Here is a 19,023-nt window from a genome sequence, read left to right on the forward strand (position 1 = left end):
TCCCTGTTGCGTTGAGTGGGCACCTATATCTGAGGTGCGTGGCGTAGAGCGAAGAGTACCCCCTCAGCTCGCGGCACTTGGAATGAAAGCTGGGGATCATGCTTGACTATAACCAGCCGATAGATCGGGCCGGACCGGAGGCCCCGCAGCAGCGGCCTCGGGTTGGCTTCAACGTGCTGGAGCTGGTCAATCTGCTCTGGCGGCGGAAGGTCGCGATTGCCGTTGCCGCGCTGCTCGGTGCAACGGCCGCCGTCACCGTGGGCAAGAGCCTGACGCCCCGCTACACCGCCACCGCCCAACTCTATGTCGACCCGCGCGAGCTTCAGCTCGTCGATCGCGAGCTAACGCCTCGCGCGCAGGACGTCTCCGGCATGTCGATGGTGGTCGAGAGCCAGGCGCGCCTGATCACCTCCAACAGCGTGCTGCTCCAGGTGATCCAGCAGGCTGATCTGGACAAGGATCCCGAATTCGGCGGCGGCGCCGACGGCAAAGGCGTGATGTCCTCGCTGCTCGGTCTGATCGGCCTTCAGCCCCGCGCGCCCTCCGCCACGGAGAAGAGGGAAGTGCAGCTCGCCGCCCTCGAGGCGCTGAACCGGCACATCACGATCCGCAAGACCGAGAAGAGCTTCATCGTCGACATCGAGGTCTGGTCGACCGATCCGGCGAAAGCGGCGATGCTCGCCAACACGCTGACCAGTGCCTACCTCGCGGAATCCCGCAACTCGCAGGCGTCAGCCGCGCGGCGCGCCACCAACGATCTCTCCGGCCGCTTGAAGGAGCTGCGCGAGCGGCTGCGCAACGCCGAGACCGTGCTTGCGACCTACAAGGCCCAGAACAATTTCGTCGGTACCCAGGATGCGCTGATCAGCGACCAGCAGCTTTCCGCCAGCAACCAGCGGCTTTCCGCCGCCCGCGCCGCGACCATGGACGCGCAGGCGCGCCTCGATCAGATTGAGGCGAGCCGGCGCACCACGGCAGATGCGGGCGCGAACTCCGAAGCGCTGCAATCGCCGACCATCGCGAACCTGCGCGCGCAATATGCCGACGCGCGCAAGAAATATGCGGAGCAGGCCGGCGAGCTCGGCCCACGTCATCCGGCGCTGCGCCAGACCGAGAAGCAGGTCGAAGATCTCAAGCGCACCATCAACGAAGAGATCGACCGCTTCGCGCAGTCCGCCAAGAACGATTTGACGCGTGCCCGCGACTTTGAAGCCTCGCTCAGCCGGGCGCTGGAGGCACAGAAGCGGCAGAGCGTCCAGCTCAGCCAGGCCGCCGTGCGCTTGCGCGAGCTCGAGCGCGAAGCCGATGCCAGCCGTGACGTCTATCAATCCTTCCTCAAGCGTTCGCGCGAGACCGAGGAGCAGGAGACGCTGAACACCTCGGCGGCCCGAATCATCGGCGAAGCGACGGTGCCGCAGCGGCGCTCGTTCCCGCCGGCGATGAGCCTGTTCGCCATGATCGGCTTCATCTTCGGCGCGATCGCTGCATCGAGCTGGTTCGTCGCGGCCGAACTGCTGTTCGCCGGCGCATTCGCGCCGGCGCCGGCGCCGGCCCGGCCCAATCGCACTCCGTTGCCGCAAGCTCCGCGAGCTTCAGAGCCTTCGCGAACGGCGGAGACCGCCCGGCCCCACCCGGCCTCGCGAGCCCCGGAAATCGCGCAGGCACTGCCGGAACTCACAGCCCCGCCGCTGCAACCTTCGATGGTCGAGAAGCCCCTGATCGAAAAGCCGCTGATCGCGCGCCTCCAGGAGGCCGACGTCATCCACACGCTCGGTGCCATTCTCGCCACCGGCGGCGGCATCGACCTCACCCGGCTGGGCTGGCCGACGCTGCGCCCCGGCTTTCCCCTGACGACGCTGCTCAACGCCTGGCGCGACATGCGCGCTACGGCGGCCCGGCGCGCCGGCGGAAAGACAATGCCTGTTATCGCGCTCGTCGGTGCCAGTGAGACCACCGGGCGCAGCGTGACCGCGCTGAATTTCGCGCTCGCGGCCGCGCGCGACGGCGCTCGGGTACTGATGATCGATGCCGACCACCAGGCCCACTCGCTCTCGAACAAGGTCAACCGTCCCGGCAAGAGTGAGCCGAGCAAGGTTGGATGGCTTTCGATCGGCAGCAAGGCCGCGCGCGAGATCAAGACACTCAACGGCATCTCGGTATTGCCGGCCGCCGAACGCGACGCAGGCAAGGCCACTGACGCCATCCGCAAGGCCATCGAGCAGGCGCGCTCCGCCGGCGGTTATGACCTCGTGATCCTCGACGGTCCCGCGGCGCCACTCACGACCGGCAGCCGCAAGCTGCTCGATGATGCCGACGCGCTGGTGGCGGTGCTGCCGACCAGCCTCGACATCAACGACGGCCTCGAAGAGATATTGAGCACGCTCGGCCGCGCCGAGCGCAAGCTCGTCGGCGTCGTGCTCGACGAACTCACCCCTATGGCCCAAGCTCGCCAACGAGGCAGACAATATGCTTGAGCGCCGCATCAATCTCGATGGCCGGACCGCAACTGCCGACGTGCCGCGGATCACCATCGGCGGCCTTCGTATGGCCGCACTCGACCTGGAAGCGACCGCGGATTTCATGATCGAGGCGACCGATCCGCGCCATCGCATCGGCCGTCCGCTGCACCTGACCTCGGCCAACGGCGAGGTGCTGGCGCGGTGCTCGACCGAACCGGAGACCGAGCGCCTGTTCCGCGGCGCCGACCTCATCAACGCCGATGGCCAGCCGCTGGTGGCGGCGTCGAGGCTGCAATCCTGGTTTCCGCTGCCCGAGCGCGTCGCCACGACGGATCTGTTTCACGTCGTCGCGCGCAAGGCCGAAGCGGTCGGCCGCACCTTCTACATGTTCGGCGCGAGCGAGGACGAGAACGCCGCTGCGGTCGAGAACGTCCGGAAGATGTATCCAAACCTCAAGATCGTCGGCTACAGCCACGGCTATCTCCGTGGCGATGCACTGCGCGCGAAGGTCGACGAGATCAACGCGCTAGCACCGGATTATCTCTGGGTTGCGCTGGGCGTGCCAAACGAGCAGGCTTTCGTCGAGGAATTCACGCCGCATCTCACCAATGTCGGCGTCATCAAGACATCCGGCGGCCTGTTCAACTTCTTGTCGGGAAGCCGCGCCCGCGCGCCGCGATGGATGCAGAAGATCGGCCTGGAATGGGCCTGGCGCACCTTGCTCGAGCCCCGCCGCCTGTTCTGGCGTTATTTGACCACCAATCCTCGCGCGATCTATCTGCTGTTCAGCCGCAATCGGCCCCTTAATCGCTGAGTAGAACGACATGACCGCCGCCGGTTATCAGCCCCGCCTGCGCTGTTTCAACGCCGGCGGCGCCGTATTGCGCCTTGCGGGTCGGGCTCATAAGCGGCTAAAGAGACTGTCACAGTCGGCGCCGGCAACTTTCGCGGCCGCCGCATGTTTTTGTATGGCCGCCGACACAAGCGGCACAATCGGCTCAGCCAATAGCGCGAGCCAGCTTTTCACAGCGAAGGCCACGATCGAGTCCGCGCATCGGCCTGCTTTCAGGCGCGACCCAAGGGAGCACGGAACGAATGCATCAGGCCGCAAGCCTGCAATTCGAGCGCATGATGAACGAGCTCATCCTCTGGCATGCCGTGCCGGAGGACGAACGATCGCCGGCGCCGGCCTGGTGGTGGGGTCCGGCGATGGCGGTATTCGACACGCACGAGCCGATGCGACAGGCCTGGTGTCGTGAGCTCGGCCTTGGCGACGGGTCGAGCTTTGCCGATGGAGCGCATGTCCTTATCGCGCTCTTCGCCGAACAAACCTCGCTTCCGTGGCCGGATGATTTTCCACGCAAGGCGGAGATCAGGGAAGAGGACGTCCGCGAGCTCCACCCGCAGCCATCAGACGACAGCGCTTTTCAACCGTAGCGCCGCGGCCGCGGTGGCGGCATGGTCCGGCTCCGGCTGGAGCGGCGGCGCGACAGGCGGCTCCGTCGGCCGTAGCAGCTCGGCCATCTGCCGCGCCGGCACCGGCTTGGAGATCAGGAAGCCCTGCATCTCGTCGCAGCCATGGGCGCGCAGGAACGCCTCCTGTTCAGCGTTCTCGACGCCTTCCGCCACCACGGTCATACCGAGCGCCTTGCCCATGCTGATGATCGCCTGCGCGATCGCCTGATCCTCCGCATCCTGCGGCAGGTCGCGCACGAAGGAGCGGTCGATCTTGATGGTGTCGATCGGAAAATGCTTCATCAGCGACATCGACGAATATCCGGTGCCGAAATCGTCGATCGCCAAGCGAATGCCGCGGCTCTGGATGGCGTCGAGCACCTTGATCGCACGTCCGACATTGCGCATCATCATACTCTCGGTGACTTCGAGCTGGAGCAGCACCGGCGACATGCCGCTTGCGGCGAGCGCTTCGTCGACGTCCTGCAAGAGATGCTCGTCGACGAACTGGCGCGGCGACAGGTTCACCGCCATGGATACCGGCAAGAGGCCGCGCCGCTGCCAGGCCATGGCCTGCGCGCAGGCCTCCTTCATCACCCAGCGGCCGATCGGCACGATCAATCCGGTCTCCTCCGCCAGCGGAATGAACTGCGCCGGCGAGATATTGCCGAGATCGGGATGCGTCCAGCGCAATAGCGCTTCCACGCCGGTGATCTGGCCGGTCACCATGTCCACCTTGGGCTGGTAGTTCAAAGTGAACTGATCCCGCTCCAGCGCCCGGCGCAGCGCGCTCTCCAGCGACAGCCGCTCGATCGACTGCGTGTTCACTTCCTTGGAGAAGAAGCGATAGCCGTTCTTGCCGTCTTCCTTGGCGAGATACATCGCCATGTCGGCATTCTTGGTCAGCGTCAGCGCGTCGGCACCGTTGGCCGGATACATCGCAATGCCGATGGAGGCGGTGGTGTGGCACTCGTGGCCGGCCAGCTCCATTGGCTTCGCGAGCACGCGGAGCAGTTCCGTCGCGATGCGCTGGACGTCGTCGATCTCGCCGCACTGGTCGAGGATAACCACGAACTCGTCGCCTCCGAGGCGCGCCACCACGTCGCTCGCTCGCAGCGCGCTGCGCAACCGGTCGGCGACTTCGAGCAGGAGCAAATCGCCCGCCTCGTGGCCGAGCGAATCGTTGATGACCTTGAACCGGTCGAGATCGATGAACAGCACCGCGAAACGATGGTCATGGCGCTCCGCCGCATCGATTGCCGCGCGCAACACGGCACTGAATGTCTCGCGGTTGGGCAGGTTGGTCAGGCTGTCATAGGAGGCGAGATACTCGATCCGTTCGTCGGCCTTGTTCTTCTCGTCGGCGCGATCGAAATTCTCCATCGCGAAGGAGACGTTTTCGGCGAGACGCTGCAGCAGCTCGACGAACTCGTCGGTAAAGGCGGCAGGCTCCGCCGACAAGTAGATCATGACGCCAACTGCCTGGTCGTGGGCGACCAGCGGGAATGCCGCTCCCGAGCGCGCGCCGTCGCCGCGGACGATGGCGTGGAAGGCGCGGACGCGATCGTCGTTGAGATAATCGTTGCTGATGCAAGGCTGGCGCGTGCGGAATGCCGTGCCGCTCATCCCACGACCTTCCGGGCAATCGGGGTCGATGGAGAGGCGGACGGTGCGCGTGGTGCCGGCCGCGGGTCCGGCGCTGGCGACGATTTCCAGCTGGTCGCTCTCGGCGCTCGCGAGCGCGATGGTGGTGGAGGTGAATTTTGCGCCATTCGAAGCAGCAAGGCAGACGAGGTCGAACAGTTCGGCGCGCGACTTCGCCCGCATGATCGCCTCGTTGGTGGCGCTCAGCGACGCAAACATCCGCGTCAGGCGTTCCTTCTGCGCTTCGGTGCGGGCCTTCTCCTCGGCACGATCGAAATTGTCGAGGGCGAAAGAGACGTTTTCAGCCAGACGTCCGAGCAGCTCGACCAAATCGGGTGTGAACGTATTCTCTTCCGGTGCGAGGAAAAGCAGGATGCCAATCGGCTCCTGGCCGCCCCGCAGCAGCGGGAAGCTGGCAGCAGCCCGGGTTCCATCCTCGATCGCCTTGGAATGCCAGTACACCGATCGCGGATCATTCAGATAATCGTTGATGACACTGGCCCGGCGGGTCCGCAGCGACATCCCTATGATTCCCTGGCCTTCAGGATGGTCGGCGGAAACAAGGCAGGTGCGTCCCACCATTCGTTCCTGCAGGCGTCCCTTCACGGCGACGACCCGGACAAGTTCACGTTTGTCGTCCAAAGTGGCGATTGTCGCGGAGGCGAACACCCCGCCGAGCACGGCGGCCTGGCACGCGACCTCGAACAGCTCCTCGCGCGTCTTGGCGCGCATGATGGCTTCGTTGGTCGCGCTCAGCGCCTCGAACATGCCACTCAGGCGATCGCGCTGCTTGTCGGCCCGCGCTTTTTCGTCGGCTCGATCGAAATTCTCGAGCGCAAAGGCGACGTTGGCCTGGAGCTTACGCAGGAGCTCGACGAACTCGTCCGTGAAAGTGCCGCGCTCGCGCGAGTTGAACAGGAATACGCCTTCGACCTTGTCGCCATTGAACAGCGGCAGCGCGGTTGACGACGCAATGCCGTTGCGACGCGCGCTGGCGTGCCAAGGCTCGAGGCGGGCGTCTGCCAGGATGTCGTTGCTAATGCAAGCCTTCCGGGTCCGGAACGCAGTGCCGGTCAACCCACGTCCCTCCGGCACCTTGTCGCTGACCCGCAATCTGAAGGTTCGTACCTCAGCGGCGTTCGGTCCAAAGGATGCGACAACGCGAAGCAGTCCCGCGTCGCGGTCGAGCAACGCGATCGAGGTCGAGGCGAACTTCGCGCCCTGCGCCGTGGCTTCGCAAACCAGGTCAAACAGTTCGCTGCGGGATCTTGCCCGCAGAATGGCCTCGTTGGTCGCGCTTAGCGCCGCGTACATGCGCGCCAGCCGTTCCTCCTCCAGCGCGATCTGGGCCTTCTCCTTGTCGCGGTCAAAGTTCTCGAGCGCAAAGCATACGGTTTCGGTCATCCGCAGCAACAGTGCGACGATGCCTTCGTCTTTCGCCCAGGCTTTGCTCACGAAGAAAAACAGCACGCCGATGCTGGTGCCACGCTTGATCAAGGGAGCAGCCACGCAGGCGACGGCGCCGGCATCGACGTTGGTTTGCTCCCAGGTCGTCCCCTTGGTACGATTGAGGAGGTCGTCCTCGACGATCGCTTTCTGAGTCCGGAACACCTGGCCGGAGATGCCCTTGCCATAGGGACTCTCCGCATCGATCGAGTAGCGCGTGCGTCTGATCAGATCCAGATTTTGTCCGGTCGCTGCCACCGGCGTCAGCCATTCGGAATCCGGCTCGCGCAGCAGAACGAAAGTGGCAAGCGATTTGCCGCTATGCACAGCGGCATCGCAGACCCGCTGGTATAGATCCTGCTCAGTGCTGGCGTGAAGGATTGCTTCGTTGGTCGCAGTGAGGGCGCCGAACATGCGGTTGAGCCGCCGCACTGCCCGCTCGCCATCCAGGCGCGCTGTCTCGCGCGCGAAATTCTCCAGCGCATGTGAGATATTGCTCGACATCCGCTCGAAGAGCGAGACCATCGCCTCGTCGAGCGTGCCTGCCCCCGAGCGCGTCACATACAACACGCCGATGCTGCGACCGCCACAGATCAGGGGAAGCGCCGCGGCTGCCCCGACACCCGCTCCGGCAGCGCCTTCGCGCCACGCGAGCGAGCGCGGATCGTTCAGATAATCGTTACTGATGCAAATCCCCTGGCTGCGAAAGGCTTCGCCGCCGACGCCCGACCCCTCCGGCGTGCCGGCCTCCGTGGTGATCGTGATCGCACGCAGCCGCGCAACGTCGTCGCCGCAGCCGGCCGCAAATCGGAGCCGCTGGCCATCCGGCTCCGCCAGGAACACGGCGACGGCCATGAAGTCCCCACTCGAAAACCCGGCGTCGCAGACCTTCTGGTACAGCTCGTCCGGCGACTTCGCGTAAAGGATGGCTTCGTTGATGTCGCTCAACGCTGCAAGTGTGCGCGCGAGGGTCGTCTGCACGATCTCAACTCCCCGGCATTTCTGCCATTTTCTCCCGGGTAGCTTATGAGGGCGATGGCCTAAGTGGTGGTTATTGGTTCCCGCAAACCGTCGATCAAAGTGAACGAGCTGCAAACAGCTGTCGCGAACCTGTCAAAATCGCTATACTGGATGGCGGTTTCAGCCACAGACGCGCTCCCTTTACGAATTTGCAGCCCTGTATTGGTTTACGGGAGATTGATATCGCACCGGTGCTTTGAGACGATGGCTTCCAACAGGCACAGCCCGCCAAGGGCGAGACCTGAGGAAACGCCATGCCGATCGTCCAGGCCGACCGCCTCACGCGCATCAGCGCCGCGCTGCTTCGTGCCGCCGGAGCTTCCGCGGAAGAGGCCGACGCGATCGCATGCGACTGCGTCAACGCCAATCTCGCCGGCCACGATTCCCACGGCGTGATCGCTGTTTCCGCTGATGGCGATGCGCGAAGGCATGATCGGGATCGCGACGGCGGATTCCGGCCGCTCGCGGAAGCACGTGGCGGCCTTCGGCGGCAAGGAGGCACGGCTCGGCACCATCCGATCTCGATTGCGGTGCCGTCCGACCTCGATGCGCCGTTCTACCTGGACATGGCGACCTCTGCGGCGCGCGCTGGCGCGCGAGTACAGGCTCGATACGATCCTCGACCTGGCCTGACGGATTTCGGCCTGACGCAATTCGGAGAACAGCAGCATGACGCGGCAGATGGTACTGGTCGGCTTCCTTCAGGCCCAGAACTGCACGAATTTGCCTAGCTCGTGGCGGCATCCGGACTCGCGCGACGATTCGATGTCGGCGGACTATTATCAGGAGATCGCCAAAATCCTCGAAGCCGGCAAGTTCCACATGGCGTTCTTCGACGACCGGTTGGCGATGCCGGACCGCTACGGCAACGATCACGCCCACACCGTCGAATACGGCATCCGCTGCGTGAAGATGGATCCGCTGATCGTGCTGACCACGATGGGCATGGTTACGGAGAAGCTCGGGTTGGGGGCGACCGGCTCGACGACTTATTTCGAACCTTTCGACATCGCCCGCCGCTTCGCAACGCTCGACCTGATGTCCGGCGGACGCGCCGGGTGGAACGTCGTCACCTCGCTCAACGACGGCGAGGCACACAACATGGGGCGCGACTCTCATCCCGAACATGATTCCCGCTACGACAAGGCCGACGAATTCATGGAGGTCGTGCTCGGCCATTGGGACACTTGGGAGGACGGCGCGCTCATCATGGACAAGACGAGCGGCCGCTTCGCCGATCCAGCCAAGGTGAAGCGGCTCGATCACAAGGGCCCATTCTACAAGTCGCGCGGTCCCTTCACCGTGCCGCGCTCGGATCAGGGCCATCCCGTGATCATCCAGGCCGGCGCGTCCGGACGCGGGCAGCGCTTTGCAGGACGATGGGGCGAAGTAATCTTTACCGCTGCACGTAACCTCTCCGCCGCCAAGGACGGCTATGCGGCGGTGCGTAACGAGGCCGCGAAAGTCGGCCGCGATCCGGAGGCGATGTTCCTCTGCAACCTGACGACGCCGGTTTGCGCCGCGACCAAAGCCGAGGCCGAAGATAAGATGGCGCTGATCAACAAGCTGCCGCTGCAGATCGATGCGCTGTCGCTGCTGGCCGAAGCACTCAACTACGACTTCGCCTCCAAGGATCTCGACGAGCCGCTGACGACTGAGGAGTTGAAGAGCATGCAGGGCATTCTGGGCATCCGGGACGGCGTGCTCAAGAACTCCGGTAAAAGCAATCCGAGCGCGCGCGACTTCGTCACCTTCTCCGGCCGCGGTCAGGTCCAGGATGCGATGGTTGGCGGCCCCAAGGAGATCGCGGACAAGCTCGAAGAAATGTTCGTCGAGCACGGCTGCGACGGTTTTGTCATCGCCGCGACCTATGTGCCCGGCTCCTATGCGGATTTCGTGCAATATATCGTCCCGGAATTGCAGCGGCGCGGATTGTTCCAGAAGGAATATCGCGGCAAGACGCTGCGGGAAAATCTCGGGCTGAAGCGGCCGGCGGCCGGCGACTGGAAAGTGCAGCCGCGCGATGCCGCGGAATAACAACGGAGACACGGCATGCGCTGGCTGACATTCACGGCCGCGGACAAGACGTCCTGGGGATTCGTCGAGGGTGACCAAGTGATTGCGGTCGACGGCGATCCCTTCGGCGAATGGCAGCGGACCTCGCGCACGCATCCGCTGTCGCAGGTCAGAATCGAGCTTCCGCTGATTCCGCGCACCTTCTACTGCGTCGGCCTGAACTATCTGAAGCACCTGAAAGAGGCCGCCGACAAGCGGGGCGAAGTGCCGGCAGTGCCGGACAGACCAGAGATCGGCTATCGCGCTCAGAATGCGCTGATCGCACATGACGAGGACGTCGTGATCCCGTCCTTTGCGACGGACAAGATCCACTACGAAGGCGAACTCGTCGTCATCATCGGCAAGAAGGTCAAGCATCTCACGAAGCAGAATGCGATGGATTGCGTGTTCGGCTACACCATCGGCAACGACGTCGGCGAACGAAGCTGGCAGAAAGCCGACCGCAGCCTGTGGCGGTCGAAGAACGCCGACACGTTCAAGCCGATGGGCCCGTGGATCGAGACCGAAGTCGACCTCGCCCGTATGGAGACCATCGTTCGCGTCAACGGCGAGGAAACCAACCGCTTCCGCACCAACGACATGATCTTCGGCGTGGTGCCGTTCCTTGTCGAGCTATCCAAATACTTTACGTTATGGCCCGGCGACATGATCTGGATGGGCACCGACGGTGCGTCGCCCGACATCAAGCACGGCGATGTCGTGGAGATCGACATCACCGGCATCGGCACGTTGCGGAATAGATTCGTGCGGGAGGAGCGGTAGCCCACGTTGCACCAACAGTGTCGTCCCGGCGAAGGCCGGGACCCATGCGCCGCAGCAGATTTTTGATTAGGACTCGTCGTTACGGCTTCGCAAGGCAATTGGCATTCGTGGTTATGGGTCCCGGCCTTCGCCGGGACGACGAAGCGCTGCCTCTCAAAACGGTAGGATCACGCTGGTCTTGATCTCCTTCAGCACCACATTGCTTCTGACATAGCGAATGCCGGGAATGCGGAACATGAACTCGTCGAGAAATTTGTTGTAGGCCGTCATGTCCTGCACGACGACGCGCAAATGGTAATCGGCATCGCCCGTGGTCGCAAAGCACTCCAGCACCTCACGCCGCGTGGTCACCCGCGCGACGAACTCGTCGACGAATTTTGCGTCGTGCCGTTCCAGCGAGACGTGGAGGATCGCGGACATCGCGAAGCCGGCCTGCTCGCGCGCGACCAGGGCCGCATAGCCCTGGATGGCACCGCTCTCCTCCAGCGCGCGCACCCGGCGCCAGCAGGCCGAGGTGGACATGCCGACCGCGTCGGCGAGCTGCTGGTTGGTGGCGCGGCCGTCCTTCTGGAGATAGGCGAGAATCCGCGCGTCTTGGTCTTCGATCATGGAAAGCACCAAAATGGATTACTCTACCGCTTTGTAGATTATAACGGACAATTCTACCACAATGGATATCCTATTCGGGAAAATAGGTAGGACCTACCAGTTGCCGAGGCCTACCCTTCTCCCATCCGGCAAGGATGCCGCGGGAGGTCCGCATGGACGCCATTTCCTCACTCGACGCCTACCAGCTTTCCGACCGCTACGATCGCGAAGAAGGCCGCGTCTTCCTCACCGGCACGCAGGCCATCGTCCGCATCGCGCTCGACCAGGTGCGGCGCGACCGTGCCGCCGGGCTGAACACGGCGGGCTTCATCTCGGGCTATCGCGGCTCGCCGCTCGGCGGCATCGATCTCGAACTGTGGCGCATCCAGGAGCGGCTGAAGCGGGACCGCATCGAATTCCTCCCCGCGGTGAACGAAGACCTTGCCGCGACGGCGGTGCTCGGGTCGCAGCAGGTCGAGACGCAAGCTGACCGCGAGGTCGATGGTGTGTTCGGGCTCTGGTACGGCAAGGGTCCCGGCGTCGATCGCTCCGGCGATGCGCTGAAACACGGCAATGCCTACGGCTCCTCACCGCATGGCGGCGTTCTGGTGGTCGCTGGCGACGACCATGGCTGCGTCTCGTCCTCGATGCCGCACCAGTCCGACGTCGCTTTCATGAGCTGGTTCATGCCGACGCTCCACCCCGCAAGCGTCAGCGAGTATCTCGAATTCGGTGAATATGGCTATGCGCTGAGCCGCTTCACCGGCATGTGGGTCGGCTTCAAGGCGATCTCGGAGATCGTGGAATCCGGCGCCTCCGTCGCGCTGCGCCCGCCGCGCGCCTTCCACACTCCGGACGTCACGCCGCCACCCGGCGGCTTGCACTATCGCTGGCCCGATCTGCCGGGGCCGCAGATCGAGGAGCGGCTGGAGGCGAAGAAGCACGCGGTCTACGCCTTCGCAAAGGCCAATCCGATCGATCGTCACATCTACGATATCCCGGGCGCTACCTACGGCATCGTCACCACAGGCAAAGCCCATCTCGATCTGATGGAAGCGTTGCGGTTGATGGATCTCGACGAAGCGGCCTGCCGCAGCATCGGCATCGACATCTACAAGGTTGGCATGGTCTGGCCGCTGGCGCTGCATGACGCGATGGCCTTCGTGAAGGGCAAGCGCGAGATCCTCGTGGTCGAGGAGAAGCGCGGTATCATCGAAAGCCAGTTCAAGGAATATTTTTACGATTATCCGGGCGAAAAACCCGAGCGCATGGTCGGTAAGCACGACGAAACCGGCGCGCGGCTGATCTCCTGGATCGGCGAATTGTCGCCGCGCGCGCTCGCTGGGGTGCTTGCACGCCGTCTCGATCCGATGTTCCCAAGCCTTAATCTCGCCGCGCGCGCAGCCGGCTTGATGCCTGAGGCTGCGCGCACGATCAACGTCAGCGGTGCGACGCGCACGCCGTATTTCTGCTCCGGATGCCCGCACAACACATCGACAAAAGTGCCGGAGGGGTCGAAGGCGCTGGCCGGCATCGGCTGTCATTTCATGGCGAGCTGGATGGACCGCGAGACATCGTCCCTGATCCAGATGGGCGGCGAAGGCGTGAACTGGGCCGCCTCGTCACGCTTCACCGGCAACAAGCACGTGTTCCAGAATCTCGGCGAAGGCACCTATTATCATTCGGGCTCGATGGCGATCCGGCAGGCGATCGCGGCCAAAGCCAACATCACCTACAAGATCCTGTTCAACGATGCCGTCGCCATGACCGGCGGCCAACCCGTCGACGGCCCGATCAGCGTCCACGCCATCGCGCACAGCGTCCGCGCCGAGGGCGTTGCGCGCATCGCGTTGGTGTCGGACGATCCAGCGCAATTTTCGCCAGGCGACCTGCCGGTCGGCGTGTCCATCCATCCGCGCGAAGAGATGGACGATGTACAGCGCGAGCTGCGCGAGATTCCCGGCGTCTCGGTTCTGATCTATCAGCAGACCTGCGCGACAGAGAAGCGGCGTCGTCGCAAGCGTGGGCAGATGATCGATCCCAAACGCTTCGCCTATATCAGCGATCTCGTCTGCGAAGGCTGCGGCGACTGCTCGGTCGAATCCAACTGCCTCAGCGTCGAGCCCAAGGAGACACCCTTCGGCCGGAAGCGGCGGATCAATCTCTCGTCCTGCAACAAGGACTTTTCCTGCCTCAACGGGTTTTGCCCGAGCTTCGTCACCGTTGAGGACGCGACGCGCCGGAAGAAGGGCGCAAGCCGGACCGACGCGGTCGGCCACGCGGCCACACTTCCCCTGCCCACTCTCGCAACGCTCGACCGTCCCTATGATCTGCTCGTCACCGGCGTCGGCGGCACCGGCGTGATCACGGTCGGCGCGCTGATCGGCATGGCGGCGCATCTCGAACGAAACGGCGTCTCGGTGCTGGATTTTACCGGCTTTGCGCAGAAATTCGGGCCGGTGCTGAGCTACATCCGGTTGGCCGCGTCCCCCGACGCATTGCATCAGGTCCGTATCGACCAGGGCGCGGCCGATGCGCTCATCGGTTGCGACCTCGTCGTCAGCTCCTCGCCGAAGGCGTCCGGCACCTATCGGAAAGGCACGCGAGCCGCGGTCAACACCGCGGAGATGCCGACCGGCGAGGTCGTCCGCTTCCGCGACGCGGATCTCGCCTCACCCGCCCGCCTGCGCGCGATCGGCCAGGTGATCGGCGACGGCAATCTCGACACCATCAACGCCAACGCACTGGCGGAGCGTCTGCTCGGCGATGCCGTCTATGCCAACATCGTCATGCTGGGCTTTGCCTGGCAGCGCGGGCTGTTGCCGGTCTCGCTGTCGGCGCTGTTGCGCGCGATCGAGCTCAACGGCGTCGCGGTCGAAAGCAACAAGCAGGCTTTCGCCTGGGGCCGGATTGCAGCGGCCGACCCTGACTTCTTGCCGAAGGTGGACGAAGCGCCCAAGGCCGAGACGCTCGACCAGCTGATCGACCGCCGCGCCGACTTCCTCGCGGCTTATCAGAACGATGCCTATGCAGCGCGCTATCGAGCACGCGTTGCAAACGTTCGCAATGCGGAAGCCAACCTGAATAGCGAGAAGTTGACCGAGGCGGTTGCGCGCGCCCTGTTCAAGCTGATGGCCTACAAGGATGAGTACGAGGTGGCGCGCCTGCACATGCAGAGCGGCTTCCTCGACGAGCTGAAGCGCGAGTTCGAGGACGGCTTCAGCGTCAAATACCATCTCGCTCCGCCCTTCCTGCCGTCCGAGCGCGACGCCCGCGGCCGGCCGCGCAAGCGCGCCTTCGGCCAGTGGATCCAGCTGCCGCTCGCCGCGCTCGCGCGACTGAAAGGGTTGCGCGGGACAGTATTCGATCCGTTCGGCTACACCGTCGAACGCCGCACCGAGCGAAACCTGATCGCCTGGTATGAGGGCGTGATCGAACGGATGCTCGGCGAACTCGATGCGGCGCGCCTGCCCGATCTCGTCGTGATCGCCAAGGCGCCGATGGAGATCCGCGGTTACGGGCCGGTGAAGGACATCGCGATCGCGAAGGTGAAGCCGGCGGTCGAACGGCTTCTCGCCGATGTGATCGCAGCGTCGCAGGCAAAGTTGCGCGCCCACGGTTGACGTGATGCCGGCGAGGCTTCAGCCTCCTCGAATTCGAGGGCTCCATGATGGAGCCGGGCAAGCGGGTGACGCATCATGGATTTCGATCAGTTGACCCTGACCCAGGCCGCCGCCGACCTCCGCGCCGGCAAGGTGACGAGCACAGCACTCACGACGGAAGCGCTTGCCCGCGCCAAAGCCAATGCCGACCTCAATGCCTTCGTCACCCTGGACCAGGCCGGCGCCCTGAAGGTTGCTGCCGCATTCGACGCGACGGGCGACCGGACAAAACCGCTTGGCGGCGTGCCCATCGTGATCAAGGACAACATCGAGGTTGCCGGGCTGCCCTGTAGCGCGGGCACGCCGGCCCTGAAGGATTACGTTCCCACGGCCGACGCGCCAGTTGCGGCAAAACTGCGGGCCGCAGGCGCGGTCATCATCGGCAAGACCAGCATGCACGAGCTCGCCTTCGGCATCTCCGGCTACAACACCGCATTCAAGACCGCTGCCGAGTTCGGCGTGCGCAACGCCTATGACCGCGCCCTGATCGCCGGCGGCTCTTCCTCCGGGACCGGTACCGCGATCGGCGCGCGCATCGTGGCAGGCGGGCTCGGCACCGACACCGGCGGATCGGTCCGGGTGCCGGCTGCGCTGAATGGATGCGCCTCGCTGCGCCCGACCATCGGACGCTATCCGCAAGCTGGAATTGCGCCGCTCTCGCACACCCGCGACACCGCGGGTCCCATGGCCGCGACCATGGCGGATGTCGCGCTGCTCGACCGCGTCATTGCAGGCGGCGATGCCATCGCGCCGGCCGATCTGAAGCTGGTGCGGATCGGCATCGTAAAGGCGATGCTGAGCAATCTCGACGCCGACACCGACGCCGCATTCGAGGCGGCCGTCACGAAAATGAAGGCGCAGGGCGTCACCGTCATCGAAATCGAGATGCCGCTGCTCGCCGAACTCAACGGCCAAGTGAGCTTTCCCGTCGTGCTGTATGAGGCCTATGACGACATGGTCGCGTATCTCAGACACACCGGTACCGGCCTCAGCATCGCGGCGCTGGCAGCGGAGATATCCAGCGCAGACGTCAAGGGTACCTATGATGGGCTGGTGATCCCGCGCAAACTGCCCGCCCCCGATGGCACGCTGATTGACGCCAAGCCGATCTACGACGCCGCGATCAACACAGCGCGCCCCGCGCTTCAGGCGCTCTACAGCAGGACTTTCGCCGACAACCGGCTCGATGCCATCGCCTTCCCGACCACGCCGCGCGTCGCCATTGCCTCCAATCCCGATTCCAGCAGCCTCGAAAATTTCGGCCTGTTCATCCAGAACACCGATCCAGGCAGCAATGCCGGAATTCCCGGAATCCAGATCCCGATTGCGCTCGGCCCGGTCAGCAAGCTCCCGATCGGGCTCGAGCTGGATGGCCCGTCCGGAAGCGATCGCCGCCTACTTGCGGTCGGGATGGCACTTGAAAAAGTGTTCGGACGGCTGCCGGCGCCGTCCCGATCATGAATAGGGATTGATCAGCTTCTGCTGCTCAGCGCTATGATGCACGAGCATGTCGATGAAGGTCCTGACCTTTGCCGACAGATGATGGCGGTGTGGATAGACGGCATTCATCGACATCTCGACTGGACGATATTCGGGCAAGAGGCGCACGAGCCGACCGGCCTCGAGATCGTCGCGGATCAGAAATCCGGCCATCAGGCAGACGGCAGCGCCTTCCAGCGCCACCTTTCGCAAGGCCTCACCGCTGTTGGTGATGAAGCTGCCGGAGATGCGCACCGATGCCGGCGCGCCCTTGCGATCGAAGAAGCGCCAATCGTCGCCGAACGGATAATTCAAATGGCGCCCGCAATTGTGCGCGGCGAGCTCGTCGAGCTTCTGCACGCGACCGTGCTTGTCGAGATAGTCGTGCGAGCAGCACAGGACGTGGCGCCAGGTGGCCAGGCTGCGGACGATCAGGCTCGAATCCGGCGGCGCGGTCATGCGCAGAGCAACGTCATAACCTTCTTCGATGAGATCGATGTCGGCCTCGCCCATGCGCAGATCGATCTTGAGCTCCGGATAGGTCGACAGGAGCCTCGCCACCACGGGCGCGACGAACGGCACCATATGCGTGGCGACGTGGATCCGTAGCGTGCCGCGCGGCACCGACTGCAATTCGCTCGCGATGTCGTCGGCCTGTTTGATTTCGGCGAGTATCTGGATGCAGCGGTCGTAATAGGCCTTGCCGATGTCGGTGAGGCTGACCTTGCGCGTGGTGCGCTGAAGCAGCCTCACCCCGAGGCGGTCTTCCAACGCCTGGACGTGATTGCTCACCATGGTGGTCGACATGTTGAGCTTGCGGGCTGCTGCAGAGAAGCCGCCGGCCTCGGCCACCCGGCTGAAGACTTCGAGACTTGTCAATCGGTCCATACCGACTGATTATCCGCTCTTGGTCGATAATCGCAAGAAATTCTGTCCGATTATCCATCAGATCGTCTCGCGCGCGGATGGCGGACGGGTTAGCCGCAATCGCTCGACAGAGGCGGCAATCGCTCTGGGGCAGTCGCACCTCCGGCTCGGTAGACCATACGCGAAGGCGGGTCCCCGGACTATCCACTCTCAGCGGATAATCCTTCCGGTATTTCGCCGATTATCGATCGAGCGAAGAAGACCGATAGTCTCAGCCACCAGACAGGAGACTGCCATGTCCGAGATGCCCCGCACCGAAAACTTCCAGCAAGCGACTGAGATACTGCAAGCTTCTCCGCCGGTGCCGGTGCGTGGTCCGACCCGGAATATGGTCCGGCGGGCGGCGTTGGCGCTCGCGTTCCTCGCGGGCACAGCAGCGATTGTCCATTACGGACACGACTACTGGGTCAACGGCCGTTATCTCGAGACAACCGACGACGCCTATGTGAAGGCCGACTCCACGATCGTCGCGCCAAAAGTCTCGGGCTACATCGCCAAGGTGCTGGTCAGCGACAACGAAAAGGTCAAAGCGGGCCAGGTGCTGGCGAAGATCGACGACCGCGACTTCAAGGCGGCGCTCGACCAGGCCCGCGCTGATGTCGCTGCGGCGGAAGCATCGGTGCGCAACCTCGACGCCCAGCTCGAACTCCAGCAGCCGATCATCGAGCAGAGCACGGCCGATGTCGCTGCTGCGGACGCGAATCTGAAATTTGCGCAGGAGGAGCGCGCCCGCTACGACGATTTGATGAAGTCGGGCTCCGGCACGATTCAGCGCGCACAACAGACTGACGCTGCGTTGCGCGCCAGCAATGCACAGCTGCAACATGCCAGGTCGGGCCTCGTGGCCGCGCAACGCAAGGTCGACGTGCTCACCACCCAGCGCGCGCAGGCTACGGCCCAACTCGAACATGCGCGCGCGGTCGCGGAGCAGGCGACGCTGAATCTCTCCTACACCGAGATTACCGCGCCGGTCGACGGCACGGTCGGCGCCCGCTCATTGCGCGTGGGACAGTTCGTGCAGGCCGGCACGCAATTGATGGCGGTAGTGCCGCTCGATGCGGTCTATGTCGTGGCAAATTTCAAGGAGACGCAACTCACCCATGTCCGCTCCGGCCAGCCGGTCGAGCTGCACGTCGACAGCTTCCGCAACCAGACCCTGCGCGGCCATGTCGACAGCCTGTCGCCGGCGAGCGGCCTTGAATTCGCGCTGCTGCCGCCCGACAACGCCACGGGCAATTTCACCAAGATCGTGCAACGGGTGCCGGTGAAGATCGTGCTCGACGACCACAGCCTGACCGGCCTGCTGCGCCCCGGCATGTCCGCGGTGCCGACCGTCGACACCAAACAGGCCGTCATGGCCGAGCGCGAGACGGCAAAGCATCTCGCCGACAACGCGGCCCGTCCTAACGGCGGCTGAAGCCGGGAGGGTCCCGTGGGATTTTCAAATCCTGCCGGATGATCCTTCCTGCGCTTCTCCGATTATCGAAACCAACTGCTTGATCCAT

12 protein-coding genes are annotated in these 19,023 nt (G+C 64.1%); 9 read left to right on the top strand and 3 right to left on the bottom strand.

Translation table 11 applies throughout. The features are described from left to right. The first annotated feature begins 98 nt into the window (after nucleotides 1-98). The 3 genes from AC0L3A_RS03010 (at nucleotide 99) to AC0L3A_RS03020 (ending at nucleotide 3,896) form a co-directional block, all read left to right on the top strand. Nucleotides 99-2,474 carry an exopolysaccharide transport family protein gene (locus AC0L3A_RS03010; RefSeq protein WP_354128667.1) on the top strand — a complete coding sequence of 792 codons (2,376 nt, stop codon included), beginning with the start codon at nucleotides 99-101 and terminating at the stop codon, nucleotides 2,472-2,474. Then, nucleotides 2,467-3,273 (top strand): WecB/TagA/CpsF family glycosyltransferase, encoded by an 807-nt coding sequence (locus tag AC0L3A_RS03015; protein ID WP_007597006.1) that lies wholly within the window; start codon nucleotides 2,467-2,469, stop codon nucleotides 3,271-3,273. Before AC0L3A_RS03010 ends, AC0L3A_RS03015 begins: the two co-directional genes overlap by 8 nt. A gap of 281 nt (nucleotides 3,274-3,554) precedes the next feature. Continuing rightward, a complete protein-coding gene (locus AC0L3A_RS03020; RefSeq protein WP_007597007.1) occupies nucleotides 3,555-3,896 on the top strand; it encodes a hypothetical protein in 342 nt (113 codons plus the stop codon). Here the strand turns inward: AC0L3A_RS03020 and AC0L3A_RS03025 are convergent. Next, nucleotides 3,870-7,985, bottom strand: coding sequence for a GAF domain-containing protein (locus AC0L3A_RS03025; protein WP_354128668.1), 4,116 nt, complete (start codon nucleotides 7,983-7,985; stop codon nucleotides 3,870-3,872). The genes AC0L3A_RS03020 and AC0L3A_RS03025 overlap by 27 nt on opposite strands. Before the next feature lie 293 nt (nucleotides 7,986-8,278). Here AC0L3A_RS03025 and AC0L3A_RS03030 point away from each other — a divergent pair, with 293 nt between their 5' ends. Genes AC0L3A_RS03030 through AC0L3A_RS03040 form a run of 3 tightly spaced genes read left to right on the top strand, consistent with a single transcriptional unit; the run spans nucleotide 8,279 to nucleotide 10,862 of the window. Further along, nucleotides 8,279-8,755 (top strand): hypothetical protein, encoded by a 477-nt coding sequence (locus AC0L3A_RS03030; RefSeq protein WP_473253579.1) that lies wholly within the window; start codon nucleotides 8,279-8,281, stop codon nucleotides 8,753-8,755. Next, nucleotides 8,694-10,061 (top strand): LLM class flavin-dependent oxidoreductase, encoded by a 1,368-nt coding sequence (locus AC0L3A_RS03035; protein ID WP_007597009.1) that lies wholly within the window; start codon nucleotides 8,694-8,696, stop codon nucleotides 10,059-10,061. Before AC0L3A_RS03030 ends, AC0L3A_RS03035 begins: the two co-directional genes overlap by 62 nt. Before the next feature lie 15 nt (nucleotides 10,062-10,076). Next, nucleotides 10,077-10,862: a fumarylacetoacetate hydrolase family protein gene (locus tag AC0L3A_RS03040; protein WP_473253580.1), complete on the top strand. Its 786-nt coding sequence runs from the start codon at nucleotides 10,077-10,079 to the stop codon at nucleotides 10,860-10,862. 153 nt (nucleotides 10,863-11,015) lie between these two features. Here AC0L3A_RS03040 and AC0L3A_RS03045 read toward each other — a convergent pair whose 3' ends face one another. Further along, nucleotides 11,016-11,471 carry an Lrp/AsnC family transcriptional regulator gene (locus tag AC0L3A_RS03045; RefSeq protein WP_007597013.1) on the bottom strand — a complete coding sequence of 152 codons (456 nt, stop codon included), beginning with the start codon at nucleotides 11,469-11,471 and terminating at the stop codon, nucleotides 11,016-11,018. Between the two features lie 152 nt (nucleotides 11,472-11,623). On the opposite strand from AC0L3A_RS03045, the gene AC0L3A_RS03050 reads away from it, so the two are divergent. Together AC0L3A_RS03050 and iaaH are read left to right on the top strand one after the other, a co-directional pair. Continuing rightward, nucleotides 11,624-15,073, top strand: a complete 3,450-nt coding sequence (locus AC0L3A_RS03050) for an indolepyruvate ferredoxin oxidoreductase family protein (protein WP_007597015.1) — start codon at nucleotides 11,624-11,626, stop codon at nucleotides 15,071-15,073. Between the two features lie 75 nt (nucleotides 15,074-15,148). Continuing rightward, complete coding sequence (iaaH, locus tag AC0L3A_RS03055; protein ID WP_007597017.1) at nucleotides 15,149-16,573, top strand: indoleacetamide hydrolase; 1,425 nt, start codon at nucleotides 15,149-15,151, stop codon at nucleotides 16,571-16,573. On the opposite strand, the gene AC0L3A_RS03060 is transcribed toward iaaH, so the two are convergent. Beyond that, nucleotides 16,568-17,479 (bottom strand): LysR family transcriptional regulator, encoded by a 912-nt coding sequence (locus AC0L3A_RS03060; protein ID WP_007597018.1) that lies wholly within the window; start codon nucleotides 17,477-17,479, stop codon nucleotides 16,568-16,570. The genes iaaH and AC0L3A_RS03060 overlap by 6 nt on opposite strands. A gap of 274 nt (nucleotides 17,480-17,753) precedes the next feature. On the opposite strand from AC0L3A_RS03060, the gene AC0L3A_RS03065 reads away from it, so the two are divergent. Then, nucleotides 17,754-18,935, top strand: a complete 1,182-nt coding sequence (locus AC0L3A_RS03065; protein ID WP_007597019.1) for an HlyD family secretion protein — start codon at nucleotides 17,754-17,756, stop codon at nucleotides 18,933-18,935. Nucleotides 18,936-19,023: the final 88 nt, after the last annotated feature.

The sequence above is a fragment of the Bradyrhizobium sp. MI1.3 genome, assembly GCF_055811695.1.